Source organism: Rhizobium rosettiformans W3, assembly GCF_004912135.1.
In the GTDB taxonomy this organism is placed as follows: domain Bacteria; phylum Pseudomonadota; class Alphaproteobacteria; order Rhizobiales; family Rhizobiaceae; genus Allorhizobium; species Allorhizobium rosettiformans.
Window position 1 is genome coordinate 20,292 of record NZ_STGU01000003.1, and the last position, 26,737, is coordinate 47,028.

The following is a 26,737-nucleotide window of genomic DNA, read 5'->3' on the forward strand; positions in this document are numbered from 1 at the left end:
CGCCGGCTATGGATTGACCCGACGGAGGGTCAGATTGATGCGGCCGCCGGACTTCAACAGGGTCGACGTTCCCGGATAGATCCGGTCGACGCCGTGGAAACACAGGCGCCCCTCCCCTCCCAGCAGAAACACGTCACCGCTTTCCAGTTTCAATGATCTGGTGCGCTCCGTCCGTGCCAGGCCGCCGATGCGAAAGAGGCAGGTATTGCCCAGCGAAATCGAGAGCACCGGGGCGGAAAAATCGGCCTCGTCGCGGTCCTGATGCAGCCCCATCTTGGCGTCGTCGGCGTAGAAATTGACCAGGCAAGCCTCAGGGTCCTTCGGGTGGCCCGAGATGTCCCGCCAAAGGTCCATCAGCACTTGCGGGATGGCGGGCCAAGGGAGGCCCGTCACCGGATGTGTCGTCTGATAGCGATAGCCGCGCTCCTTGTCCGTCACCCAGCCGAGCGGACCGCAATTTGTCATCCGAACAGACATAGGTCGACCCGAGCCCGGCATCACCGGGACGTAGAGCGGCGCTTCGGCCACGACCTGACGGATGATTTCAACGAGATCTTCCTGCTCCGGCCGCGAGAGACGGCCCGGCAGATATCGCAGGCCGGATTGCAGAGTGATTTCGGCTTTTGCTCCGGCCACCTTCTCAATCCCCCGTCGGCTTGCTGCGCATCTTCTTAACATCCGAGCGCCCGGATTTTTCCTTAAGGCGCCGCTCGATCGAGCCCTTGGTCGGCTTTGTCTTCTTGCGTGGCGGCGGTGGTGGCTTGGCAGCCTCGAGCAGCAGCTCCTTCAACCGCTCGCGCGCATCCTCGCGATTGCGATCCTGGCTGCGAAAGCGGCTCGCCTCGATCATCAGCACGCCTTCCTTCGACAGGCGCTTGCCAGCAAGCTTGGCGGCGTTTTGCTTCACCCGATCATTCAGTGAGGGCGAGCCGAGCAGGTTAAAAAAGAGCTGAACGGCGGTGAAGACCTTGTTGACGTTCTGGCCGCCCGGGCCGCCGGCCAGCACGAATTGCTCTGTCAGCTCCCAGCCGGCAATCGTGATGCGGTTGTTGATCTCTAGGGGTTCGCTTGCCATGTCTTCGGTCTCTTTCTTCGATCCCATATCGGCCGCGACAGCGGCAAAGGCAAGCATCAAGCAAAAGAGGCCCGGCAAAGCTGCCAGGCCTCTCTCCACCTCCGGAAAGCAGTGTCTTATTCAGCGGCCAGGCGGATGCCGGGGGCTGCGTCCCGAACCTTGCCGTCGACATGCGCTTCGAACTTGGCAAAGTTGTCGATGAACATGCCAACAAGCTTCTTGGCCTGGGCGTCATAGGCGGCACCATCGGCCCAGGTCGAACGCGGATCGAGGATCTTCGTATCGACACCGGCGACCGCGACCGGAACGGCGAAGCCGAAGTTCGCATCCGTGCGCATCTCGACCTTCTTCAGCTCGCCGGTCAGGGCGGCCGTCAACAGAGCGCGGGTCGCCTTGATCGGCATGCGATTGCCGGTGCCATAGGCACCGCCGGTCCAGCCGGTGTTGACTAGCCAGCAATCGACCTCATGGCGGGCGATCAGGTCACGCAGCAGGTTGCCGTATTCTGTCGGATGACGCGGCATGAAGGGGGCGCCGAAGCAGGTGGAAAAGGTTGCTTCCGGCTCCGTCACGCCCTTTTCCGTGCCGGCGACCTTTGCCGTGTAGCCGGAGAGGAAGTGGTACATGGCCTGTTCCGGCGTCAGCTTGGCGATCGGCGGCAGCACGCCGAAGGCATCGGCCGTCAGCATGATGATCGTCTTCGGGTGCGGCGCGATGCCGGTCTCCGACGCATTCGGAATGAAGTGCAGCGGATAGGCGCAACGGGTGTTTTCCGTCAGCGAGCCATCGTTGAAGTCGGGAACCCGGTTCTCGTCAAGGACGACGTTCTCGAGAACAGTGCCGAAGCGCTTGGTCGTTGCGTAGATTTCCGGCTCGGCTTCTGCCGAGAGACGGATGGTCTTGGCGTAGCAGCCACCCTCAAAGTTGAAGATGCCGTTTTCGCCCCAGCCGTGCTCGTCATCGCCGATCAGTGTGCGCTTCGGATCGGCCGAGAGCGTGGTCTTGCCGGTGCCGGACAGGCCGAAGAAGACGGCCGCGTCGCCTTCGGGGCCGACATTCGCCGAGCAGTGCATCGGCATAACGCCCTTTTCCGGCAGCAGGTAGTTGAGAACGGTGAAGACCGACTTCTTCATCTCGCCGGCATAAGAGGTACCGCCGATCAGGACGATGCCATTGGTCAGGTCGCAGGCGATGACCGTTTCGGTGCGGCAGCCGTGACGGGCAGGATCGGCGCGGAAGCTCGGTAGATCGATGATCGTCAGCTTCGGCTGGAAACCTTCGAGAGCCTGACGCTCCGGACGGATCAGCAGGTTGCGGATGAACAGCGAGTGCCAGGCGAATTCCGTGACGACGCGGGTCGGAAGGGCATTGTCCGCATCGGCGCCGCCGATCAGATCCTGGACGAAAAGATCCTTGCCTGCCGCATGGGCCAACATGTCCTGATGCAGCACGGCGAAATGCTCCGGCGACATCGGCTTGTTGTTGTCCCACCAGATCTGGTCGTCGGTCTTGCCGTCGCGGACGACGAACTTGTCCTTGGCGGAGCGGCCGGTGTGCTGGCCCGTCAGGGCACGCAAAGCACCATCGGCCGTCAGTTCGGCCTCGCCCCGGCGGATCGCTTCTTCATAAAGAGCAGCTTCCAGGAAGTTGTAGCGAACGCTGGCGGCTTTCCCCAAGCCGATATCCGCGATCCCCGCAGCCGGGTTCCTCACGCCGAATTCCTCCATGGTGCGCCTTCCTCTCACATGGTCTGGACCTTGAATGCGTGAAAACTAAACGGGAGATGACCCGAAAGCAAGACGCGAACTCGAAAAATATAATAATATCAATTATTTAATCGATTTAAAACTGAAAAGCGCCATTTTAAATCGTTTAGTTCCGCTTCCATTCCTCTCGAAAAACCACGTTCAGCCCCCACAATAATCGTCTGCGAATAGAAACTCCGCGCCGTACCCCTTCCCCTCTGCCACAATTTGTTCCACCTTTATCCTCATATCGCACTGCCATGGAACCAGAGCTGGGCTGGAGAGACCAGGAGCAGCGCAACGATGACGGAGACGTACACTATGCAGACGATCGCCCTCGTGGATGACGACCGCAACATTCTGACTTCGGTTTCGATTGCTCTCGAAGCAGAAGGCTACAAGGTCGAAACCTACACCGACGGCGCCTCGGCTCTCGACGGCCTTCTCGCCCGCCCGCCGCAGCTTGCCATCTTCGACATCAAGATGCCGCGCATGGACGGAATGGAACTGCTGCGCCGCCTGCGTCAGAAGTCCGATATCCCGGTGATCTTCCTCACCTCCAAGGACGAGGAAATCGACGAGCTCTTTGGCCTGAAGATGGGCGCCGACGACTTCATCACCAAGCCCTTCTCCCAGCGTCTCTTGGTCGAACGCGTTAAGGCGATCCTCCGCCGCTCGGCGAGCCGGGAAAACCTCGCGGCCGGCGGAAGCCCCGCCAAGGGAAGTGCTGAACAGCAGGCCCGCACGCTCGAGCGTGGGCAGCTGGTCATGGATCAGGAACGCCACACCTGCACCTGGAAGGGCGATCCGGTGACCCTGACGGTAACCGAATTCCTGATCCTGCAGTCGCTGGCGCAGCGCCCCGGCGTGGTGAAGAGCCGCGATGCGCTCATGGACGCGGCCTATGACGAGCAGGTCTATGTGGACGACCGCACGATCGACAGCCACATCAAGCGCCTGCGCAAGAAGTTCAAGATGGTCGATACCGACTTCGACATGATTGAAACGCTTTACGGTGTGGGCTACCGCTTCCGCGAAGCAGCGTAAGATCCCAATCGCCTCGGTTTATCCGCCATCAGGCCGGTTATCGAGGCGTATGGGCGAAAGGCAAAGGTTTGACCCAGCAGGTTGACGAGGGACATCTGGAGGAGACGGATTCCGGCTCCGAGCAGCGACGGCTGTTCAGCCATCCCTTCACGCTGATCCGCCGAATCTTCGGGCATGCGCTGTTCTCCAGCCTGACGCGCCGCATCGTCTTCTTCAACCTCGCGGCTCTCATCGTCCTCGTGGGCGGCATCATGTATCTCAATCAGTTCCGCGAGGGACTGATCGACGCTCGCGTCGAGAGCCTTTTGACGCAGGGCGAGATCATCGCGGCGGCCGTTTCGGCGTCCGCTTCCGTCGATACGAATTCGATTACCATCGATCCGGAAAAGCTGCTCGAACTGCAGGCCGGTCAGAGCATCACGCCCGTCCCGAACGACGAGGATCTCGAATTCCCGATCAACCCGGAGCGCGTGGCGCCGGTTTTGCGACGTCTGATCTCGCCGACCCGCATTCGCGCCCGCCTTTTCGATGCCGATGCCAATCTGCTGCTTGATTCGCGGCATCTCTATTCGCGCGGCCAGGTGCTGCGGTTCGACCTGCCGCCGGTCGACAATGATTCCACCAGTTTGACCGACTGGATCACCCGCCTCTTCAACACGATCCTGCAGCCGGGCAACCTACCAGTCTATCGCGAAGCCCCGGGTGGCGACGGTTCGATCTATCCGGAAGTGATGAACGCGCTGACCGGTGTTCGCGGCGCAGTCGTGCGCATGACCGACCAGGGGGAGCTAATCGTTTCCGTCGCGGTTCCGGTCCAGCGCTCGCGCGCCGTTCTCGGCGTTCTGCTCCTTTCCACGCAGGCCGGCGATATCGACAAGATCGTTCATGCCGAGCGCCTCGCCATCCTGCGCGTCTTCGGGGTCGCAACGCTCGTCAACATCGTCGTGTCGCTGCTTCTGTCTTCGACCATCGCCAACCCGCTGCGCCGCCTTTCGGCTGCGGCCATCCGCGTGCGTCGGGGCTCGAAGGAGCGCGAGGAGATCCCGGATTTCTCCATCCGCCAGGACGAAATCGGCAACCTCTCAATTGCGCTGCGCGAAATGACAACGGCGCTCTATGACCGCATCGACGCGATCGAGAGCTTTGCCGCAGACGTAAGCCACGAGTTGAAGAACCCTCTGACGTCGCTGCGCTCTGCCGTCGAAACGCTGCCGCTTGCCAAGACCGATCAGTCGAGACAGCGGCTGATGGACATCATCCAGCACGACGTGCGTCGCCTCGATCGCCTGATCAGCGACATCTCGGATGCCTCGCGCCTTGACGCGGAACTCGCGCGCTCGGATGCCAAGCCGGTCGATCTCGAAGTGCTCATTTCCAGCCTTGTCGACATTTCCCGCGAGATCCGCAGCGGCAAGAAGGCGGTCAAGATCGATTGCGTTGTGGAGCAAAAGCCGGGCGCGAACCATGCCTTCATCGTCCACGGCCATGACCTTCGTCTCGGCCAGATCGTCACGAACCTGATCGAGAACGCGCGGTCCTTCGTGCCCGAGGAGACCGGGCGCATTCTGGTCAAGCTGTCCCGCAGTCGCAGCCGCTACCTGATCCAGGTCGAAGACAATGGACCAGGGATCCAGGCGGAAGACATCGATCGCATCTTCGAGCGCTTCTACACGGACCGCCCGGAGGGCGAGAGCTTCGGTCAGAACTCAGGGCTTGGTCTCTCGATCAGCCGGCAGATCGCTGAAGCACATGGTGGAACGCTGAGGGCGGAGAATGTGATGGATCCCGCGACCGGGCGGATCACCGGGGCCCGGTTCATCCTTTCGCTGCCGGTCGCGGCTGCCGCATGAGTGCGGGCCAGACCAACATTCACGGCACGGCGATCACCGTCGACGGCACGGGGCTTCTCTTTCTCGGACCATCCGGCAGCGGCAAGTCGGCACTTGCCTTCGACTGTCTCGCAGAAGCGAGGCTCTCCAACCTCTCGCATGCGCTGATCGCCGACGACCGTGTCCTCATCTCTCTCGAGCAGGGCAGAGTTTTTGCATCCGCTCCCGAGACGATCCGCGGACTGATCGAATTGCGATACAGCGGCATCGTCTCTGTCGATCACGTCGCAAACGCCGAGCTGCACTATGCTGTCCTGCCCGTTCAATCCGACGAAGCACAGCGATTGCCGCCCGATGACGAGCATTTCGACCTCCTTGACGGGGTTCGCCTTCCGGTCGTGCGCGTGCCATCCTGGAGCCGCTTTCCGCTCAGTCTCATCTTCGCACGGCTTCGCCACCTGAATGATAAGCGCTAAAATACACGCTGTTTTGGCTTGCACTTCCTGCTTTCATCGACAAGATGGCGTCCCACTGATGGACGAAACGCCAATCCTGAGCTATTTGGCGAGAGTTGCGCTAAGGGGCAGTAGAGAATGATCGGACTTGTGCTTGTCACTCATGGCAAGCTGGCTGAAGAGTTTCATCACGCGGTGGAACACGTCGTAGGCCCTCAGAAATTCATCGAGACCGTTTCTATCGGCCCCGAAGATGACATGGATCAGCGCCGCCAGGACATTCTCGAAGCGGTCACGCGTGCGGATGATGGTCATGGCGTCATCATCCTGACCGACATGTTCGGCGGCACACCTTCGAACCTTGCGATTTCCGTCATGAATACCGGCCGCATCGAAGTCATTGCCGGCGTCAACCTGCCCATGCTGATCAAGCTTGCCGGCGTGCGTGGCGACAACGACATGGATCGCGCGCTTGTCGAGGCGTCCGAGGCCGGCCGGAAATACATCAATGTCGCAAGCCGCGTGCTGAGTGGTAAGTGACAGCAGATGACTGACCCGATTTCCCGCGATCTCCTGATCATCAACAAGCGCGGCCTGCATGCGCGCGCGTCTGCCAAATTCGTCCAGACCGTCAGCGGGTTCGACGCGAATGTCAGCGTCTCCAAAGACGGCACGACGGTGGGCGGTACCTCGATCATGGGCCTGATGATGCTGGCCGCCAGCCCCGGCTGCTCCATCTGCGTCTCCGCCTCAGGCAATCAGGCCGAAGACGTGATGAATGCGCTGGAAGCGCTTGTTGCGGATCGCTTCGGTGAAGAGATGTAAAGCATCGCGACATAAAGACATAAAGACTTCTTTATGTCAGATTGCGTTCAAGCCCGTTCCCTGCTAGAAGACGACCAGCCCTGCAGCTAGACCTGCGGGAGAGCCAGTTTATCCGTCCGCCATGAGATGCGGATCGGGTCGGATCCAGCCGGAGAATCCCATGAGCAAACATGACTATGTCATCGCTGATATCGGTCTTGCCGATTTCGGTCGCAAGGAAATCAGCATCGCTGAAACCGAAATGCCGGGCCTGATGGCCTGCCGCGAGGAGTTCGGCGCGAGCAAGCCGCTGAAGGGCGCCCGGATCACCGGTTCGCTGCACATGACGATCCAGACGGCCGTTCTGATCGAGACCCTCGTCGCGCTCGGCGCTGATGTCCGCTGGGCATCCTGCAACATCTTCTCGACCCAGGATCATGCCGCTGCCGCGATCGCCGCTGCCGGCATCCCGGTCTTTGCGATCAAGGGCGAGTCGCTCACCGACTACTGGGAATACACCGACAAGATCTTCCAGTGGGCCGATGGCGGCGTCTCCAACATGATCCTCGATGATGGCGGCGACGCCACCATGTACATCCTGCTCGGCGCCCGCGCCGAAGCCGGTGAGGACGTCCTGTCCAACCCGCAGTCGGAAGAAGAAGAAATTCTGGTCGCCCAGATCAAGAAGCGCCTCGCCGCTTCGCCGGGCTGGTTCACCAAGCAGCGCGATGCCATCAAGGGCGTGACTGAAGAAACCACCACCGGCGTGCATCGTCTGTACGAGCTCGCCAAGAAGGGCCTCCTGCCCTTCCCGGCCATCAACGTCAACGACTCGGTCACCAAGTCGAAGTTCGACAACAAGTATGGCTGCAAGGAATCGCTGGTTGACGGCATTCGCCGCGGTACCGACGTGATGATGGCCGGCAAGGTTGCAGTCGTCTGCGGCTACGGCGACGTCGGAAAGGGTTCTGCTGCCTCGCTTCGCGGCGCCGGCGCCCGCGTCAAGGTGACCGAAGTCGACCCGATCTGCGCCCTGCAGGCCGCCATGGACGGTTTTGAAGTCGTCACGCTCGAGGACGTCGTTTCCTCCGCCGACATCTTCATCACCACGACCGGCAACAAGGACGTCATCCGCATCGAGCATATGCGCGAGATGAAGGACATGGCGATCGTCGGCAACATCGGCCACTTCGACAACGAGATCCAGGTTGCCTCGCTCCGGAACCTGAAGTGGACGAACATCAAGCCGCAGGTCGACATGATCGAGTTCCCGAAGGGCAACCGCATGATCCTCCTTTCGGAAGGTCGTCTGCTGAACCTCGGCAACGCCACAGGTCACCCGTCCTTCGTCATGTCGGCTTCGTTCACCAACCAGGTTCTGGGTCAGATCGAGCTCTTCACCAAGACCGACGAGTACAAGCCCGGCGTCTATGTTCTGCCGAAGCACCTCGATGAAAAGGTCGCCCGTCTGCATCTCGAAAAGCTCGGTGTGAAGCTGACTACGCTTTCTGACGAGCAAGCCGCCTATATCGGCGTCACGCCGCAGGGACCGTTCAAGGCAGAACACTACCGCTATTAAAATATAGCTGGATAATATCAAGATGTAGTAGGCGGCGCCTTGACAAAGGCGCCGCTTTCTTTTTTGGGGCCCGGCCTTCCCGACACTTTCCATCAGCGGTATTGTTTTAGAACTTGATTCGTGAACCGCACGAGCGGTCCACGGACACGGATGTCTTGTCGACGATGCGGCACATAATAAGACGAGGACAGACCGAGAATGTCGGTACATCAACGCGCCCCGCGTCAGCGGGATACGGCTATGACGGCCGGTGTTTCAAGCCTTTGGCGGCCCTGTAAAGACCTGACACCCGTGGCGCTGCGCCTCACGGCACGACGCTCCACGACAGCCTGTGTGAAGCGCTTGCTTGCCTGCGGCAGCGCGCTTGCCGGTGCCCTTCTTCCAGGCTTTGCCTTTGCGCAATCCGCCACTCCAATGCGGGGCTTCGACAGTGCGGATGTTGCCGGTTATGCGGTCTTGCTCGGCAGCGTCTCTGCAGCGCTGATCTTCGCAGCGGTCCTCCTTCGCCAGCGCAACAGGCTGGATGTCGAGGTGCGCGAACTTCGGACTGCTTTTTCCGACTGCCAGCACAAGATCTCCCGTTACCAGACCCTGATTGCCGACAAGAACCGGCGCACCGTCATCTGGGACGGTCATGACGGCAAGGCCGAGCTGCTTGGCCATCTCCCCGCAGAGACCGGCGCACCCCAGCACGATCCGGATTTCCTGGCCTTCGGTCGCTGGCTGAAGCCGCATTCCGCAAGCGAGGTCGAGCGCGCCATCGAAGGGCTGCGACTGAACGCAAAGTCCTTCGAGCTCGTCGTGGAAACCCAGCGCGGTGAGGTTCTGGAGGTTCAGGGCAAGCTCTATGGCGGTCGCGCCTACGCCCATTTCGTCGCGCTCGACAATCTGCGGGCAGAACTTGCCGAGCTGAAGATCGAACGCAACCGTCTTCGCAGCTCGATTGCAACCTTTGAATCACTGCTCGATTCCATCGAGCAACCCGTCTGGCAGCGTGATGGTGACGGCCGTCTCGTCTGGGTCAACCAGGCCTATTGTGACGCTGTGGAGGCAAGCTCCCCGCAACAGGCGGTGCAGGAGGGGCGCGAGATCCTGGGGACCCTCACCCGTGAAAAGATCAGGGCTTCCGCAACACCGGAATCCCCCTTCCAGGATACCGTCTCGACCGCAGTTCGTGGCGCGCGGACCTTCTTCGACGTGGTTGATGTCAGAGGTCCCGCGGGCTCCTGTGGCATGGCGATCGACGTCTCGGCCTCCGAAACCCTTCGTGAAGAGCTTGGACGCACGCTCAAGAGCCACGCCGATACCCTGGACCATCTTGCGACGCCCGTTGCAATCTTCGACGCTGAACGGCGCTTGCAGTTCTACAATCAGGCCTTCCAGCAGCTCTGGGGCCTGGAAGCCAAGTTCCTCGAGAGCCGGCCCGATCATGCCGAACTGCTCGACCGATTGCGCGCCGCCCACAAGCTGCCGGAACAGCTCAGCTGGAAGGCGTGGAAAGAGAATTGCCTTTCCGTCTACCGCGCGCTCGAAACGCAGACCGATCTCTGGCATCTGCCGAACGGCCAGACCTTGCGCGTGATCGCATCAGCGCATCCGCAGGGCGGTGCGACCTGGGTCTTCGAAAATCTGACCGAGCAGGTCAATCTGGAGACGCGTTACAACACGCTGGTTCAGGTTCAGGGCGAGACCATCGACCACTTGTCCGAGGGCGTTGCCGTGTTCGGCCCCGATGGCCGGATCCAGCTGTCCAATCCCGCCTTCCGCGCGCTCTGGGGCATCACCGAGGCGCAAGCCGCTGTCGGCACCCATATCCGGCTGCTCGAAGCAGCCTGCGGTCCGTCCTATGACAAGCCCGACGGCTGGAAGGCCTTCGGCAAGATGATCACGAGCTTCGAAGACGAGCGGCCGTCGAGCCAGGGAACGCTGGAGCTCTATTCCGGCCTCGTGCTCGACTATGCGGTCACACCACTCCCGAACGCGCAGACCATGCTGACCTTCGTCAACATGACCGACAGTGTTCGCGCAGAGCGGGCGCTGAAGGAGAAAAACGAAGCGCTGCGGAAAGCAGACGAGCTGAAGAACGATTTCGTCCAGCACGTCTCTTACGAACTGCGCTCGCCACTCACCAATATCATCGGCTTTACCGATCTCCTGAAGACCTCGGCGATCGGCCCGCTCAACGAGCGACAGGCCGAGTATATCGACCATATCTCGACCTCGTCTTCGGTGCTGCTGACGATCGTCAACGACATCCTCGATCTCGCGACCGTCGATGCCGGCATCATGCAGCTCGACTATTCGGAGATCGACCTGAGCGATCTGCTGGACGACGTCTCCATGCAGATGACCGATCGGCTGCAGGAAGGCGGCGTGACGCTGGAGATCGCGGCACCCGCACAGCTTGGCCACCTGATTGCCGACCGGCAGCGGCTGAAGCAGATCCTGATCAAGATCCTGACCAATGCCGTCAATTTCGCGCCCGAGGGCTCTGTTGTCTCGATGAAGTGCTGGCGTGATGGCAGTGATTTCGCATTTTCCGTCAGTGACACCGGCTGCGGCATGAGCCCGGATCTCGTTTCCTCGGCCTTCGACCGCTTCTCGACAAGCGCCAAGGGCGGCAAGCGCAGTGGACCGGGTCTCGGCCTCTCGATCGTGCAGAGCTTCGTCAACCTGCACAATGGCGAGGTCAAGATCGAAAGCGAGCCGGGACGTGGGACCACGGTTCATTGCCGCATTCCCAATGCCAGTCTACCGCAGTTGATCGCCGCCGCGGAATGAGCGTCGAGCCCGCCCCGCTTGCCATTGATCTCGCCGACGATCGCGCCACCGCCCTGCTCGGCGAGGATCTGCTGCTTGCCCTTGAGATCGGCGATTGTGTCGCGCTGCATGGCGATCTCGGCGCGGGCAAGTCGACCCTCAGTCGAGCCCTGATCCGGGCGTTGGCGGATGATCCGGAGCTTGAGGTTCCGAGCCCGACTTTCACCCTGGTCCAGACCTACGACCTTACGATCCCCGTTGCCCATTTCGACCTCTACCGGCTCTCCGACGAAAGCGAGCTGGATGAGCTTGGCCTTCAGGAAGCATTGGCCGACGGGATCTGCCTGATCGAATGGCCAAGCAAGGCCGGCCGTGCGCTGCCGAAGACCCGGATCGACATCCATATCGCCTTTGCTGCCACCGGCGGCAGGACCGTCACCATCAACGCGCCGGAGGCCAAGCTTGCGCGGCTGCGGCGCGTCACTGAGATCCGCCGCTTCCTCGACGGGCATCATCAAGAGGGTGCGCAGAGACGTCATCTGACGGGCGACGCCTCCAACCGCGCCTATGAGCATGTCTATCCGGCCGACGGAAGCGCCCGCCTAGTCCTGATGGACGCGCCGAAGCGGCCGAATGGTCCGCCGATCCGCGACAGCAAACCCTATTCGAAGCTCGTGCATCTGGCGGAGGACGTGCGTCCCTTCGTGGCCATCGGACAGGCGCTGCGCGAGCGGGGCTTTGCGGCTCCCGAAGTCCTGGCTCAGGATCTGGATGCCGGGATCCTGCTTCTCGAAGATCTCGGCGAAGGTAGTGTTCTCGACGAACAGGGAAAGCCGATTGCCGATCGCTACCGCGCCAGCGCGGCCTGTCTCGCGGCCATTCATGACACGCCCTTCGATCGGGAGATCGTCATTGCCGGCGGGCATAAACATGTCATTCCCGATTTCGATCGTGCGGCGATGAAGTTCGAGGTAGAGCTGCTTCTCGACTGGCACCTGCCGTGGAAACGCGACGGGCAACCGGCAACGGCGGAGGAACGTGCCCGCTATCTCGCCATCTGGGACCAGTTGATCGACGAGTTGGCGGGCTCCGATACATCCATCGTCATGCGTGACTTTCATTCGCCCAACATTATCTGGCGCGATGATCGTGAAGGTCATGACCGGGTCGGCCTCATCGATTTCCAGGACGCGATGATCGGCCCCTCGGCCTATGATCTCGTTTCACTGGTCCAGGACGCGCGGGTGACGATCGAGCGACCGTTGATGGATCAGCTGATGGCAAACTATCTTTCGGCACGCGCCACAAAACCCGATTTCGATGAAGCCGCCTTTCTGAAGAGCTGGGCGATCATGTCCGCGCAGCGTGCCTGCAAGCTGAACGGGCTCTGGGTGCGGTTGAAGGAGCGGGACGGCAAGCCGGGCTATTTGCGCCATCTTCCCCGCACACTCTGGCACTTAAATGTTGCTTTCGAACATCCTGTGCTCGCCCCCTTGCGGAACTGGTGCATAGAGGCTGGAATCGAGCTTCCCGAATCACCGGCCTGAGCAAATGATCATCAAGCAAGCCATGGTGCTCGCGGCCGGCCTCGGCACGCGGATGCGCCCCATTACAGAGACCATGCCGAAGCCACTGGTCCGCATCGGGGATAAGCCGATAATCGACTATGTGCTCGACGCGCTTGTTGAAGCTGGCGTCGAGACGGTCGCCGTCAACGTTCACCACCATGCGGACCAGATGGAAGCGCATTTGACGAACGAGACGCGCGCCAGGATCCGCATTTCCGACGAACGGGCTCAGTTGATGGATTCGGGCGGTGGTCTCGTGAAGGGCCTCAAGCTGCTTGATCCGGACCAGCCGGCACTCGTCATGAATGCCGATCTCTTCTGGGTCGGCGAGCGGCATGATGAGCCGAGCAATCTTGTCCGGCTGGCGCAGCAGTTCGATCCTTCCCGGATGGACATGGCGATGCTCTGTGTCGAGCAGGAACGGACCACGGGCCATAACGGCAAGAATGATTTCTCGATGGCGGATGACGGTCGGCTCACCCGCTATGTCTCGGGCGCGCCGAACCCGGTCGTTTATGCCGGGGCTCTCGCGCTGATGCCGCATCTCTTCGATGACGCGCCCGATGGTCCCTTCAACCTCAACATCTATTTCGATCGTGCGATTGCCGCAGGCCGGCTGTTCGGTACGGACCTTATTGGACAGTGGCTGACCGTGGGCACCCCCGATGCGATCGCGCCTGCCGAAGCCGTGGTGGCCCGCTACGGCAGGAGCCGTTGAAATGGTGGGCAAGGCGCCGCGTCTCCTGACGATCCCTCCGGGCCGGCCTTTTCTCAGGACGCTCACGCAGGCGCTGCTCGACGGTCGCCTGACCGATGGTTTTCGCTACGACCCCACGGATCCGCTTTCTCTGGCAGGCGTCACTCTGCTGGTTCCGACCCGGCGCGCGGCCCGCGTGTTGCGCTCGGAATTCGTCGATCTGCTCGGCGGACGCGCTGCGATCCTCCCCGATATTCGCACGTTGGGCGAAACGGATGACGACAGCGGTTTCTTCGATCTCGATGCGCCGCAGCTGATGGATCTCGCTCCGCCGGTAAGCGGGACCGTCATGCTTCTGGAGCTCGCTCGGCTGATCCTGGCCTGGCGCAACCAGCTTCCCGAGATCGTCCGGTCGATCCATTCGGACACGCCGCTCGTCGCACCCGCAAGCCCCGCCGACGCCGTCTGGCTGGCCCGAGCGCTGGTCGAGCTGATCGAAGCGGCGGAAACCGAAGGCTGTGATTGGAAGGATCTCGACAATCTGCAATCGGCGGATTTCGGCTCCTGGTGGCAGCTGACGCTTGAGTTTCTCACCATCGCGACGCAGTTCTGGCCGGCACGACTACAGGAACTGGTGCGGTCCTCTCCGGCGCGCCACCGCGATGCGGTACTCCGGGCCGAGGCGGAACGCTTCCGCAGGCAGGGTGCTTCCGGTCCCGTCATCGTCGCAGGCTCCACCGGCTCGATCCCGGCAGCGGCCGAACTGATTGCCGCGATTGCCGAGCTAGACCAGGGTGTCGTGGTGCTGCCCGGGCTCGATCTCGACATGCCGGAGGAGGACTGGGCGAAGCTCAACGACCGCGAGATCTCGGTGATCCGTCCAAGCCCTGCCGTGCGCGGGCATCCGCAATATGGTCTTGCCCATCTGCTGCGGCACATGAAACTGGGACGCGCTGACGTTCGGGTTCTCGAAACCTCCGATCCGGCGCTTCAGGACCGGGCTGAGTTTCTGTCGCGCGCCATGGCGCCCGCCGAGGCGACCGATAGCTGGAAGGCCTGGCGGCAGGACATCGACGATTCCCGCGTGCTTGCGGCATTGGGGGATGTCGCGCTGATCGAGACGGCCAATGAGCGCGAGGAAGCAACGGCGATTGCGATTGCGCTGCGGCTGGGGCTTGAGGAGGTTTCCGACAATCCCGAAAGCCGGGTGGCGCTGATCACGCCCGACCGCGCGCTGGCGCGGCGTGTGATGTCCGAACTCGCGCGGTTCGGGATCGAGGCGGATGATTCGGCGGGTACGCCGATGACCGGTACCCAGGCTGCCATGCTGACCCAGGTGGTGGCCGAGGCCTGCCTGCGTCCGGGTGACCCGGTGGCGATCGTCTCGCTCATCAAACATCCGCTGGCCCGTTTCGGCTTCACCGCCGAGGAGATGCGCAAGGCTGCCGACGCGCTGGAACGCATCGCGCTGCGTGGGGGCCTGAAGAGCCTCGATCTTGCCGAGATGGAACCGCTGTTTGCCGAGGGGCTCGAGGCGCATCTGGCCGACCGCCACAAGCCGCAATGGCGCATTTCGATTACGCCCGAAGAGATTGAGCTCGCTCGTCTGCTCGCGAGCCGTGTGACGCAAGCTGTCGAGCCGCTCGTCTCGGCGGTGATCCGGTCAACCGACGGGGGTGTGCTGTCGCAGAGTCTGACCGTGAGCGATTGGGCCGAGCGCACGGGTCGCGTGCTGGAGGCGGTCACGGTCGACGAGCGCGGTGACCTTGCCGGCCTCTGGGGCGATGCGGCGGGTGAGGCTTTGGCACGGCTTCTCGCGGAAGTCCTGGAGACAGACGGGCAGATCGAGGCCGACGGCCCGCAATGGGTCGATATCCTGACGGCGCTGATGGCCGGCCAGGCGGTGAAGCCGCGGGCCATGCGGCATCCGCGCGTCTTCATCTTCGGCACGCTCGAAGCACGCCTGCAGAATGTCGACATGATGGTGATCGGCGGCATGAACGAAGGGAGCTGGCCCGGCCAGACCAAGAACAACCCTTTCCTCTCGCGCGTGATGAAAACGGAAGTCGGGCTTGAGCCACCGGAACGGCAGATCGGCCAGGTGGCGCATGATTTCCAGATGGCCTGTGGCACGCGGAAGCTGATCTTTTCGCGCGCGCTGCGACAGGGATCGGCACCGACGGTTGCCTCGCGCTGGCTCCAGCGTCTGATGGCGCTTGGCGGACCCCTGCTTGAAGACGAGATGCGAAAGCGCGGCCAGATCTACCGGCGCTATGCGGACCTGATCGACGAGGGCGAAAATCAGGCTCCGGCGCAACGCCCCGCGCCAAGGCCGCGCGCGGAACTGCAGCCGCGTAGTTTCAGCTTTTCCGAAGTCGGGCGCTTCCGTCGGGACCCCTATTCCATCTATGCGCGGCGTATCCTGCGTCTCGATCCCGTCCATCCCTTCAACCAGGATCCGGGGGCTGCCGAACGCGGGACGCTCTATCACCGGATCGTCGAGCGCTTCATCCGAGAGGATCATGACCCGGCCCGGCTGGACGCACTCGATATCCTGCACCGGATCACCGACGAGGAGTTTCTGAAAGAAGCTCTGCCGCTCCACATCGACATCGTCTGGCGGCAGCGCTTCTATAGCGTCGCCTCGGCTTTCCTTGGCTGGGAGCGGCAGCGGAGACCGGAGATCAAGCGCTCGTTGACGGAAGTCAGAGGCAATGTGCTGCTCCGCCCTGTTGATATCACCATCAGCGGGATCGCCGACCGGATCGATATCAGGGGCGGCGGCTTTGCCGACATCATCGACTACAAGACGGGGCTCAACCCCAGCGTCAACCAGGCGCGCAGCCTGCTCGACCCGCAATTGGCCCTGGAAGCGGCAGCCCTTCTCCAAGGCGCCTTCAAGCCGGCCGGTGACATCAAGCCGCTCAACCTGACCTATGTCCGGCTGCGACCCGGCGATCGATTTTCGGCGGATCAGGTGAACAACGAGATGGCGACGCGGGGCGACAACAAGAAGTCTGCGCTTGAGCTTGCCACACAATCAGTCGACGAGCTCGGTCGCTTCGTCCACGCCCTGCAGAGCGGCGAGCGCGGTTATGTCTCCCGTCTCATCCCGGCCGAACAGAACGCCTATGGCGGCGAATACGATCATCTGGCGCGTGTCGCGGAGTGGTCGACGGCGGAAGCCGAGGAAGGAGCCGGCGATGAGTGACCAGCGCTTCGCCCTGGACAAGCTGCCGACCGGCAACGATCCCGCCACTTGGCTTGGCTGGACGACACTTGCCCAATCGCGCGCATCCCATCCCGGCCAGTCGGCCTGGGTGTCGGCCAATGCCGGCTCCGGCAAGACGCATGTGCTGACGCAGCGGGTGATCCGGCTTCTGCTCGCCGGTGCCCGCCCCTCCTCCATTCTCTGCCTCACCTACACCAAGGCTGCGGCGTCCGAAATGTCGAACCGAGTCTTCGAGCGGCTGGCGGAATGGGCGACGCTGGATGACCGGGAACTGGCGAAGCGGATTGCTGCCATCGAGCAGAAGGAGCCGGATCGGGCAACGCTGGCGGCCGCCCGGCGGCTCTTTGCCAAGGCGCTGGAAACGCCGGGTGGCCTGAAGATCCAGACCATCCACGCCTTCTGCGAAGCGCTGCTGCACCAGTTTCCCCTGGAGGCCAATGTCGCCGGGCATTTCAACGTGCTCGACGATCGTGCTGCCGTCACCGTTCTTGCCGAAGCACGACGATCGCTGCTGACGGCCACATCGACGGAGAATGATGCAGCACTCGCCGAAGCCTTCTCGCAGGTCCTGAGCATCGCCGATGAAAGCGGGCTCGAAGGTCTGATCGCCGATACCGTGGCCAACCGGCATGCGATTCGCGAGTTTCGGCAGCGGGCGGAACGGGCGGGTGGGCTTGATGCGACCCTGCGGAAGGGCTTGGGCATCGGTCCGCTGGAGAGCGAGATCAGTCGCGCCGAGGATTACTGGCCGCTTGCCGGCCTCTCGGGGGGCAATTTCAGCCGCTACATCCAGCTTGCGCTTGAAAAGGGCGGCGAGAAAGTGCGCGCCGTCGCGGAAGTGCTGGAACGGGCGCTGGTGGAAACCGATGCCCTGGAGCGGTCGAAGCTTCTGGACCAGGCTTTCCTGACGGCGCAGGAAGCGCCGAAAGCCGACAGCTCGCTCATTGCCGCCGCCATGACCAAGGTGGCCCCGGATCTCAAGGATTCCGTGATTGCGGCGCGCGACCATGTGGTCGCCATGCGGGACCGGCTGCGGATCTTCCGCATGTATGAGGCAACGCGGTCTGCACTGACGCTCGCCGTACGTCTCGACACGGACTATGAGGAACTGAAGAAGCGACGCTCGCAGCTCGATTTCGAGGATCTGATCGTGCGCACCGCCCGGCTGCTGACGCGCGGCGATGTCGGCGCCTGGGTGCATTACAAGCTCGACCAGGGCATCGACCATATCCTCGTCGACGAGGCACAGGACACGAGCCCGGTGCAATGGGATGTCATCCGATCGCTGCGGGAAGACTTTTTCACGGGATTAAGCGCCCGGCCTGGGATCCGCACCTTCTTTGCCGTGGGGGACGAGAAGCAGTCGATCTATTCCTTCCAGGGCGCACGTCCGGAGCAGTTCTCGCAGGAAGCCCGCCAGACGGAACGCGCGGTCACCGAAAGCGGGCAAAGCTTCAACACGGTGCGTCTGCCGCTGTCCTTCCGCTCGACGCAATCGGTGCTCGCGGCCGTCGACCAGGTCTTCAGCTTGCCGGAAAATAGCCGTGGCCTCAGTGCCAGTGGCGACCCCGTCATCCACCAGTCGAGCCGCATCGGCCATCCGGGAACGGTCGATGTGTGGGACATGATCGCTGCCGAAAAGCAGGAGAAGGACGAGGACTGGACCGCGCCCTTCGACGCGACGCCGGAAAGCGCACCGTCCGCGATCCTTGCACGACGCGTGGCGCATCAGATCAGCCAGATCGTCGGACGGGAAACGATCATCGAGAAGGGCAACAAGCGTCTGATCCGCCCGGGCGATATCCTCGTGCTCGTGCGCAAGCGCGATGGCTTCGTCAATGCGCTGACCCGGGCGCTGAAACGCCCTTACAACATTCCGGTCGCCGGTGCAGACCGCCTGAAGCTGACCAGCCATATCGCCGTACAGGACATGCTGGCACTTGGGCGTTTTCTGCTGCTGCCCGGTGACGATCTCTCACTGGCTTCCCTGTTGAAGAGCCCGCTCTTCAATCACAGCGAAGACGATCTGATGGCGCTGGCAGCCGAGCGGCCGGAAGCGCAGAGCCTCTGGGCGAGACTGACGGCACTGGCTGAGACGGATTTGGCGTGGAAGACAACCAGCGACCGGCTCACCCTGTTTCTGGAACAGGCGCGAGAGTACTCGGTCCATGATTTCTACGCTCGCGTGCTCAGCGTCCATGGTGGCCGCAGGGCCTATCTCGGTCGCCTCGGCTCCGAGGTGAGCGACATCATCGACGAGTTCCTGACCTTTGCGCTTTCTTTCGAGACCAGCGGTTTGCCAGGGCTGCAATCCTTTGTCTCAACGCTCGAGATGGAGGCGCCGGAGGTCAAGCGTGAGCAAGACAAGGAACGCGACGAAGTCCGCATCATGACGGTGCATGCCTCGAAGGGTCTCGAAGCGCCGATCGTCTTCCTGATCGATGGCGGCTCGAAGCCTTTCAATTCGAACCACGTGGCCAAGCTCCGGATCATCGAGACGGCCGAGGGCCTGCCCTTCCCGATCTGGGTGCCGTCGAAATCACTCGGCAATTCGATCTCAGCCGCCGATATGGATCGACGCAAGGATCAGGCCGAGGAAGAATATCGCCGGCTGCTCTATGTCGCGATGACGCGCGCTGCCGATCGCCTGATCGTCGGCGGCTATCGCGGCGTGCAGGACACGGGCGAGATCTGGCACAAGATGATCGCGCGCTCGCTCAGTGCCGACGAAACGCGCTGCAAGCCGGTCGAATTTTCCGGGCCCGATGGCAGCTGGAACGGTTTGCGCTGGTCGCTCGGCGAGGCAGATGATGATCTGCCCGTGACGGAAGAGCGCGCCGAGGCTGAGGAGCGCCATAGCCTGCCCCAGGCGCTCTGGAAGCCGCTGCCGCCTCCGGTCAGCTTGCCGCGACCGCTCAGCCCATCGGGTGCCGGCAGCATCACCGTGGACGAAGACGAGGATGCGCTGACGGCCTCTGCGCTGTTTTCCACGTCGGAGAAAGCGGATCTCGCCCTCCAGCGTGGGCGGCTCATCCATCGCATGCTGCAGAACCTGCCAGGTTTTCCGGAAGGTGAGCGCCGTGCGGCAGCCGAGCGCTATGCGGAACGGGCCGCCCGGTTCTGGCCGGCAGAGCAGCGCCAGCGATTGGTCTCTACCGTCATGGCTGCTCTGGAAGACGAGGCGCTTCACCCGCTGTTCGATGTCGGCAGCCGTGCCGAAGTGTCGGTCATGGGAACCATGCGGCTCAAGGGCGAGTTGCGTGCGGTCTCCGGCCGGATCGACCGCATGGCCGTACTCGGCGACCGGGTGATCATCGCCGACTACAAGACCAACCGAAATCCGCCGCTGGAGGCCGCGCAAGCTCCCCTCTCCTACCGGGTGCAGCTTGCGATCTATCGGGAGATCCTGCAGCCGCTTTACCCTGGCAAACAGATCGAATGCTGGCTGATCTACACCGAAAACGGGAGCCTCATCCGGCTTGATGACGCGCTGCTTCAGCGCTCTCTTGCCGACCTCGAAACATCGTGAGATACCGCATATTGAAATCGTTGCCGTGCGGCATCACATATCTAGTCAATTCCGCATCTATGAAGGAGAGCCCCATGGCTACCGTTAAAGTCGACAAGTCCAATTTCCAGGCCGAGGTGCTCAACGCTTCCGAACCGGTTGTCGTGGATTTCTGGGCCGAATGGTGCGGCCCGTGCAAGATGATTGCACCGAGCCTCGAAGAAATCTCCAACGAACTCGCCGGCAAGGTGAAGATCGCCAAGCTCAACATCGACGAGAACCCGGAACTGGCCGCCCAGTTCGGCGTTCGCTCGATCCCTACGCTGGCCGTCTTCAAGGGTGGCGAAGTGGCCGACATCAAGGTGGGTGCAGCCCCGAAGACCGCGCTGTCCAGCTGGATCTCGGGCGCAGCCTAAGTCTCAGCGCTGATGAATAAAGAAAAAGCCCGGTCTCGCCGGGCTTTTTTCATTTGGGGATGGTGCCGTTTTCGGCGAGCACATTGCCCGCGAGATAAAGGGAGCCGCCGATCATGATGCGCGGTGGAATGCCGCCTTCGCTTCGCTCGCGGATGGCGTCCAGCGCCTGACCGAGCGAGCCCATCGGAAGGGCTTTCAGCCCGGCTTCTGCCGCGGACTGGGCCAGAGCCACCGGGTCAAGGCCGACATCGGAGCCTGAGATCGGCACGGTGTAGACATTATGGGCGATATCGACAAAGGCGCGGAAGAAGCCGATCGGGTCCTTCGTGTTGATCATGCCGATGACGAGATGCAGCGGGCGTGCCTGACGTTCTTCCATGGCAGCCATGGCTTCGGCGATCACCTCGCCTGCCCCGGGATTATGCCCGCCGTCGAGCCAGATTTCGGCACCGGCCGGCGCACGCTCCACCAGCCGACCTTCGGTCAGCCTCTGCAGGCGGCCCGGCCATTCGACCGACAACATCGCCTTTTCCGCAATTTCTTCCGTCACCGGATAGCCGGCTGCCTTGACCGCACGGATCGCGGTGGCGGCATTGCCGATCTGGTGACGACCCGGCAGACGCGGCAGCGGCAGGTCCATCAGACCGAACTCGTCCTGATAGACGAGCCGCCCGAATTCTTCATAAGCGAGGAAATCCTGGGCGAAAACTGCGAGCGGACAGCCGAGACGCTCGGCGGTGCTGATCAGCACATCCTTGGCGCCGTCGAATTCCTGGTGACCGATGACCACGGGCACGCCGCGTTTCATGATACCGGCCTTTTCAGCGGCGATCAGTTCGACGCGATCCCCGAGATAGGCCTGGTGATCGAGCGAGATCGGCTGAATGATGCAGACAGCCGGTTTTTCGACGACATTGGTGGCGTCGAAGCGGCCGCCAAGACCGACCTCCAGCACGACGACGTCGGCAGGCTGTTCGGAAAAGAGAATGAACGTCACCGCCGTCAGGATCTCGAAGACGGTGATCGACTTGCCGCCGTTAGCCTCGGCCACGCGGCGCAGGGCATCGGCGAACATCGCATCATCGACGATCTGACCCGAGCCACCCTTTACGCCGATCCGATAGCGTTCGTGCCAGCGCACGAGATGCGGCGAGGTGTGGACATGGACGGAGAGGCCCTGGGCTTCAAGAAGCGCACGGCAGAAGGCCGTGGTCGAGCCCTTGCCATTGGTGCCGGCCACATGAATGACCGGCGGCAGTTTCAGATGCGGGTTGCCCAGAACCTCGAGGAGGCGACGGATGCGGTCGAGCGAGAGATCATAGCCCTTGGGGTGCAGCCCCATGAGTTTTTCGATCTCGGCATCGGCCTGACTGACGATGGGGGCTGTCATCACATTGGTCCCGCTGCCGCGGCCTCACAGAAAAACCGGCTCAGGCCGAGGCCTTTTTGGCCGGCTTTGCAACCGTCACAGGCAGGGCAACGTCGTTTGCCGGGCGCTTGGTCATGATCTTCAGGACGCGCGCCAGCGTGCCCGGAATGTCGTGACGCTTGACCACCATGTCGACCATGCCGTGTTCCAGCAGATATTCCGAGGTCTGGAAGCCCTCGGGCAGCTTCTCTCGGATCGTCTGTTCGATGACGCGCTTGCCGGCAAAGCAGATTTCGGCACCTGGTTCTGCGATGTGGAGGTCGCCCAGCATGGCATAGGACGCTGTGACGCCGCCCGTGGTCGGGTTGGTCAAAACCACGATATAGGGCTGGCCGGCTTCCTTCAGCATGTCGACGGCGACCGTCGTGCGCGGCAGCTGCATGAGGGAGAGGATGCCTTCCTGCATGCGAGCGCCACCCGAAGCCGGGAACATGACCAGCGGGCACTTTTCCTTGATCGCGCGTTCGAAGGCCTTCACGATCGCTTCGCCGGCGGCAATGCCGAGCGAACCGCCCATGAAATTGAATTCGTGAACGACGGCCACGAGCTTCAGGCCCTGCACCGTGCCGACGCCAGCGACGATCGTGTCTTCCTGATCCGTCTTCACGCGGCTGTCGCGAAGGCGGTCGGTGTATTTCTTGGAATCGCGGAACTTCAAGGGATCCTGCGCCACCTTCGGCTGCGGCAGGGCTTCGTAAGCGCCATCGTCAAAAAGGTCCGCCAAGCGAGCCTTGGCCGGCATCTTCATGTGATAGCCGGAAGCCGGGATCACCCACTTGTTCTCTTCGAGGTCCTTGTGGAAGACCATCTCGCCCGTCTCCGGGCACTTGATCCAGAGGTTTTCCGGAACTTCGCGGCGGCCCAGCATGGAATTGATGCGCGGGCGCACATAGTTGGTGATCCAGTTCACGCGGCTTACTCCTGATGTTTGAAGCCCATATGGGGTGCTTATTCGGCAGCAGCAAGGCGGGCGGAACGCACGCCGCTTGCCAGTCCGCACACCAGCGTGGCGACGGCCTGAACCGTGTCCGCCGTCGCTTTTCCATCGGCTGTGAGGTTGGTGGCAACCTGATTGACGATCGCAGTACCGACCACGACACCATCGGCATTGGCACCGATCAGGCGCGCATGTTCGGCGGTTTTGACGCCGAAGCCCACACAGATCGGCAGATCGGTATGCGCCTTGATGCGCTGGACGGCACCGGCAACACGCGACGGATCGGGCAGCGACGAACCGGTGATGCCGTTCATCGACACGTAATAGACGAAGCCCGAGGTGTTCTTGAGAACGGTGGGCAGACGCTTGTCGTCGGTGGTCGGGGTCGCCAGGCGGATGAAGTTGATATCGCGGCTGCGGGCCGGGATGCAGAGTTCGTCATCCATTTCCGGCGGCAGATCCACGACGATCAGGCCGTCGATGCCGGCAGCCAATGCATCATCGAGAAAGCGTTCGACGCCATAGACGTAGATCGGGTTGTAATAGCCCATCATGACGATCGGCGTTTCGTTGTCGGTCTTGCGGAATTCGCGGGCGAGATCGAGCGTGCGCACGAGGGTCTGACCGGCCTTCAGCGCCCGCTGACCGGCAAGCTGGATTGCCGGACCATCGGCCATCGGATCCGAGAAGGGCATGCCGAGCTCGATGACGTCGGCGCCGGCTTCCGGCAGGGCCTTCATGATCGCCAGCGACGTGTCGTAATCCGGATCGCCGCCCATGAAATAGGTGACGAGAGCCGGGCGGCCTTCTGCCTTCAGAGCAGCGAAACGTTGGTCCATACGAGCAGTCATGATCAGAGCCCCATACCGAGAATCTTGCCGACAGTGAAGATGTCCTTGTCGCCGCGGCCGCAGAGGTTCATCACGATGATCTGGTCCTTGTCCATGCCAGGCGCGCGCTTGATGACTTCGGCGAGCGCGTGACTCGGCTCGAGCGCCGGAATGATGCCTTCGGTGCGCGTCAGGAGCTGGAAGGCGGCAAGCGCTTCGTCGTCCTTGATCGGGACGTATTCGACGCGGCCCATATCCTTCAACCAGGAATGCTCCGGGCCGATGCCAGGATAGTCGAGGCCGGCGGAGATCGAATGACCTTCCTTGATCTGGCCGTCACCATCCTGCAGCAGATAGGTGCGGTTGCCGTGAAGGACGCCCGGCGTGCCCGCGGTCAGCGAAGCGCAGTGCTCCTCGCCTTCCAAACCCTTGCCACCGGCTTCGACGCCGACGATGCGCACGCTTTCGTCATCCAGGAAGGGATGGAAGAGGCCGATAGCGTTCGAACCACCGCCGACGGCGGCAACCAGCATGTCCGGCAGGCGGCCTTCGGCAGCCAGCATCTGCTCGCGCGTTTCGCGGCCAATGACCGACTGGAACTCGCGGACCATTTCCGGATAAGGATGCGGGCCGGCGGCGGTGCCGATCATGTAATAGGTGTCGTCGACATTGGTGACCCAGTCGCGCAAAGCCTCGTTCATGGCATCTTTCAGCGTGCCGTGACCAGCGGTGACCGGCTTCACTTCGGCACCGAGGAGCTTCATGCGGAAGACGTTCGGCGCCTGACGCTCGACGTCGGTCGCGCCCATGTAGACGACGCAGGGAATGCCGAAGCGGGCGGCGACGGTCGCTGAGGCAACGCCGTGCTGGCCGGCGCCGGTTTCGGCGATGATGCGGGTCTTGCCCATGCGCTTGGCGAGCAGAATCTGGCCGAGGCAGTTGTTGATCTTGTGCGAGCCGGTGTGGTTGAGCTCGTCACGCTTGAAGTAGATCTTCGCGCCACCGAGTTCTTCCGTCAGGCGCTCGGCAAAATAAAGCGGGCTCGGACGACCGGTATAATGGGTGTTGAGATGCGCCAGCTCCGCCTGGAATTCCGGATCCGTCTTTGCCTTTTCCCACTCCGCCTGCAGGTCGAGGATCAGCGGCATCAGCGTCTCGGCGACGAAGCGCCCACCGAAGATGCCGAAACGGCCGTCTTCGTCGGGACCTTCACGGAAGGAATTGGGCTTGGGTGACTGGTTCACTTGACACTCCCTGAAACCGGCTTTGCACGACTTGCTTCGGCAACGGCCGCAAAAAACTCGTCCATCATCTGCAGATCCTTGACGCCCGGGGCAGATTCCACTCCGGATGAGATGTCGATCGCCCGCGCCCCGGTCTCTCGCAGGGCTTCTGCGATGTTGGCCTTGTTGAGGCCTCCGGAAAGCATGTAATCGACGCTGTCGTCAAGCGACCGCAGGAGACGCCAATCGAAGGTGACGCCGTTACCGCCCGGCAGGTCGGAGCCTACCGGCGGCTTGGCATCGAAGAGAAAACGATCGGCAATGCCGATATAGGGCTCGATCCGCTTCAGGTCATCGGCATCGCGGATGGAAAATGCCTTCATAATCGGCAGACCGGTCACTGCCTTGACGGTCAAAAGGCGTTCCGGGCTTTCATGACCATGGAACTGCAAGATATCCGGACGCATTAAGGCGATGATCTCATCGAGATCGTCGTTGTCGGCATCAACCGTCACCGCAACGCTTTTCACCCGGCCGCGGACGCGATCGGCGAGTGTACCTGCAATGTCGGGCTCGATGTTGCGCGGGCTCTTCTCGAAGAAGATGAAGCCGATATGGCTCGCGCCGCGGTCAGCCGCACGATCGACCGCCTCCGGCGTCTTCAGTCCGCAGATCTTGATATCGGGTCTCATGGCAGCGAAGTCGCACGAAATCAAAAAAGAGTCGAGCCAATTTGCGACAAAGGCTGAAAGGTCTCAGGGTCGCTCAGTCGAAGTCGATGGCATGCAGCGCCGAACCGTGGCGCTTCAGCCAGGCCTTGGCCTCATCCATCTGAGGGCAGAGCTTGCCGCAGAGTGCCCAGAAGGCCGGACCGTGGTTCATCTCGCGCAGATGGGCGACTTCATGGGCTGCGAGATAATCGATGACAAGTGGCGGCGCCATGACGATGCGCCAGGAAAAACTCAGCTTGCCGTCCCAGGAACAGGAGCCCCACCGGCTGCGGGTGTCCTTCAAGGTCATGCTCTTGACCGGCTTCCCGACCGTCTTGGCATGAAGCGCCACGAGTTGCTCCAGATCGCGGCGCGCTTCCTTCTTCAGGAAGTCGGCGACACGCCGAGGCAAGTGATCTTCAAGACCGCTGACGCTCAGGACGTGGCCGATATCGCTGTCGATCGATTGGGTCAGCCCGCGGAGCTGTCCCGTATGAACGATGCGGTGCGGGACGCCCCGGACGAGAATCTCACCGCCATCCTCGATGCTTCCTGCGGTCTTCTGGCGCTTGAGCTTGGTGCTGAGCCAGCCCTGGTGCCGATCGAGGAAGTCGTCGATATCGCGTTCGCGCAGTCCCGGCGGAATGGTCATTTTCAGCGCGCGTCCGCCGGGCTCTATCCTCAGCGTGATCCGGGTCGCGCGGCTGTTCCTACGAATGGTGAGCGGGATGGACCTGCCGTCAACGGCGATCGCCCGCTCCAGCTGGATCGCCGGTGCTCTCTGCGGTGTCAGCTTTTTCAGCAGGGGGAACATGATTCGTGTTCTAGCCGATTCTGGGTCTTGTACAGCAACGAAAAAAGGTCGGCGCGATGGCGCCGACCTCGTCTTTTCA

Annotated in this window: 21 protein-coding genes; 12 read left to right on the forward strand and 9 right to left on the reverse strand. The window is 62.1% G+C overall.

Annotation, left to right across the window (positions count from 1 at the left end):
• Positions 1–6: 6 nt before the first annotated feature.
• The 3 genes from FAA86_RS06225 to FAA86_RS06235 form a co-directional block, all read right to left on the reverse strand.
• Positions 7–636, reverse strand: coding sequence for an alpha-ketoglutarate-dependent dioxygenase AlkB (locus FAA86_RS06225; RefSeq protein ID WP_246035013.1), 630 nt, complete (start codon positions 634–636; stop codon positions 7–9).
• 4 nt (positions 637–640) lie between these two features.
• Complete coding sequence (arfB, locus tag FAA86_RS06230; RefSeq protein ID WP_136539074.1) at positions 641–1,075, reverse strand: alternative ribosome rescue aminoacyl-tRNA hydrolase ArfB; 435 nt, start codon at positions 1,073–1,075, stop codon at positions 641–643.
• Between the two features lie 116 nt (positions 1,076–1,191).
• Positions 1,192–2,802, reverse strand: coding sequence for a phosphoenolpyruvate carboxykinase (locus FAA86_RS06235; RefSeq protein ID WP_136539076.1), 1,611 nt, complete (start codon positions 2,800–2,802; stop codon positions 1,192–1,194).
• A gap of 339 nt (positions 2,803–3,141) precedes the next feature.
• Here FAA86_RS06235 and FAA86_RS06240 point away from each other — a divergent pair, with 339 nt between their 5' ends.
• From FAA86_RS06240 to trxA, 12 genes are all read left to right on the forward strand, one after another.
• Positions 3,142–3,867 (forward strand): response regulator transcription factor, encoded by a 726-nt coding sequence (locus FAA86_RS06240; protein ID WP_205910028.1) that lies wholly within the window; start codon positions 3,142–3,144, stop codon positions 3,865–3,867.
• Positions 3,868–3,935: 68 nt separating this feature from the next.
• The gene (locus FAA86_RS06245; protein ID WP_113459154.1) at positions 3,936–5,717 is read left to right on the forward strand and encodes a sensor histidine kinase; all 1,782 of its coding nucleotides are present in this window, start codon (positions 3,936–3,938) and stop codon (positions 5,715–5,717) included.
• Positions 5,714–6,172, forward strand: coding sequence for an HPr kinase/phosphorylase (locus FAA86_RS06250; RefSeq protein ID WP_136539078.1), 459 nt, complete (start codon positions 5,714–5,716; stop codon positions 6,170–6,172). The genes FAA86_RS06245 and FAA86_RS06250 overlap by 4 nt, the downstream gene beginning before the upstream one ends.
• Before the next feature lie 117 nt (positions 6,173–6,289).
• Positions 6,290–6,691 (forward strand): PTS sugar transporter subunit IIA, encoded by a 402-nt coding sequence (locus FAA86_RS06255; RefSeq protein ID WP_113459152.1) that lies wholly within the window; start codon positions 6,290–6,292, stop codon positions 6,689–6,691.
• Between the two features lie 6 nt (positions 6,692–6,697).
• Positions 6,698–6,976 (forward strand): HPr family phosphocarrier protein, encoded by a 279-nt coding sequence (locus tag FAA86_RS06260; protein ID WP_136539080.1) that lies wholly within the window; start codon positions 6,698–6,700, stop codon positions 6,974–6,976.
• 160 nt (positions 6,977–7,136) lie between these two features.
• Positions 7,137–8,534, forward strand: coding sequence for an adenosylhomocysteinase (gene ahcY, locus FAA86_RS06265; protein WP_136539082.1), 1,398 nt, complete (start codon positions 7,137–7,139; stop codon positions 8,532–8,534).
• A gap of 240 nt (positions 8,535–8,774) precedes the next feature.
• Complete coding sequence (locus FAA86_RS06270; protein WP_136539684.1) at positions 8,775–11,315, forward strand: PAS domain-containing sensor histidine kinase; 2,541 nt, start codon at positions 8,775–8,777, stop codon at positions 11,313–11,315.
• Positions 11,312–12,841, forward strand: coding sequence for a tRNA (adenosine(37)-N6)-threonylcarbamoyltransferase complex ATPase subunit type 1 TsaE (gene tsaE, locus FAA86_RS06275; protein WP_136539084.1), 1,530 nt, complete (start codon positions 11,312–11,314; stop codon positions 12,839–12,841). Before FAA86_RS06270 ends, tsaE begins: the two co-directional genes overlap by 4 nt.
• A gap of 4 nt (positions 12,842–12,845) precedes the next feature.
• On the forward strand, positions 12,846–13,580 hold the full coding sequence (locus tag FAA86_RS06280) for a nucleotidyltransferase family protein (protein WP_136539086.1): 735 nt from the start codon (positions 12,846–12,848) through the stop codon (positions 13,578–13,580).
• Position 13,581: 1 nt separating this feature from the next.
• Positions 13,582–16,770: a double-strand break repair protein AddB gene (gene addB / locus FAA86_RS06285; protein WP_136539088.1), complete on the forward strand. Its 3,189-nt coding sequence runs from the start codon at positions 13,582–13,584 to the stop codon at positions 16,768–16,770.
• Complete coding sequence (gene addA / locus FAA86_RS06290; RefSeq protein WP_136539090.1) at positions 16,763–20,320, forward strand: double-strand break repair helicase AddA; 3,558 nt, start codon at positions 16,763–16,765, stop codon at positions 20,318–20,320. Before addB ends, addA begins: the two co-directional genes overlap by 8 nt.
• A 74-nt stretch (positions 20,321–20,394) precedes the next feature.
• Positions 20,395–20,715: a thioredoxin gene (gene trxA / locus FAA86_RS06295; RefSeq protein ID WP_113459144.1), complete on the forward strand. Its 321-nt coding sequence runs from the start codon at positions 20,395–20,397 to the stop codon at positions 20,713–20,715.
• A 49-nt stretch (positions 20,716–20,764) separates the two neighbouring features.
• Here trxA and FAA86_RS06300 read toward each other — a convergent pair whose 3' ends face one another.
• The 6 genes from FAA86_RS06300 to FAA86_RS06325 all read right to left on the reverse strand — a co-directional run bounded on the left by FAA86_RS06300 (position 20,765) and on the right by FAA86_RS06325 (position 26,658).
• Positions 20,765–22,105 carry a bifunctional folylpolyglutamate synthase/dihydrofolate synthase gene (locus tag FAA86_RS06300; RefSeq protein WP_183954614.1) on the reverse strand — a complete coding sequence of 447 codons (1,341 nt, stop codon included), beginning with the start codon at positions 22,103–22,105 and terminating at the stop codon, positions 20,765–20,767.
• Positions 22,106–22,145: 40 nt separating this feature from the next.
• Positions 22,146–23,054, reverse strand: coding sequence for an acetyl-CoA carboxylase, carboxyltransferase subunit beta (gene accD / locus FAA86_RS06305; RefSeq protein ID WP_136539092.1), 909 nt, complete (start codon positions 23,052–23,054; stop codon positions 22,146–22,148).
• 38 nt (positions 23,055–23,092) lie between these two features.
• Positions 23,093–23,932: a tryptophan synthase subunit alpha gene (gene trpA, locus FAA86_RS06310; protein WP_136539094.1), complete on the reverse strand. Its 840-nt coding sequence runs from the start codon at positions 23,930–23,932 to the stop codon at positions 23,093–23,095.
• A gap of 2 nt (positions 23,933–23,934) precedes the next feature.
• Entirely contained in the window at positions 23,935–25,155 is a 1,221-nt protein-coding gene (gene trpB / locus FAA86_RS06315) for a tryptophan synthase subunit beta (protein WP_136539096.1), read from the reverse strand.
• Complete coding sequence (locus FAA86_RS06320) at positions 25,152–25,826, reverse strand: phosphoribosylanthranilate isomerase (RefSeq protein ID WP_136539098.1); 675 nt, start codon at positions 25,824–25,826, stop codon at positions 25,152–25,154. The genes trpB and FAA86_RS06320 overlap by 4 nt, the downstream gene beginning before the upstream one ends.
• Before the next feature lie 73 nt (positions 25,827–25,899).
• Positions 25,900–26,658: a M48 family metallopeptidase gene (locus FAA86_RS06325; protein ID WP_136539100.1), complete on the reverse strand. Its 759-nt coding sequence runs from the start codon at positions 26,656–26,658 to the stop codon at positions 25,900–25,902.
• Positions 26,659–26,737 lie beyond the last annotated feature (79 nt).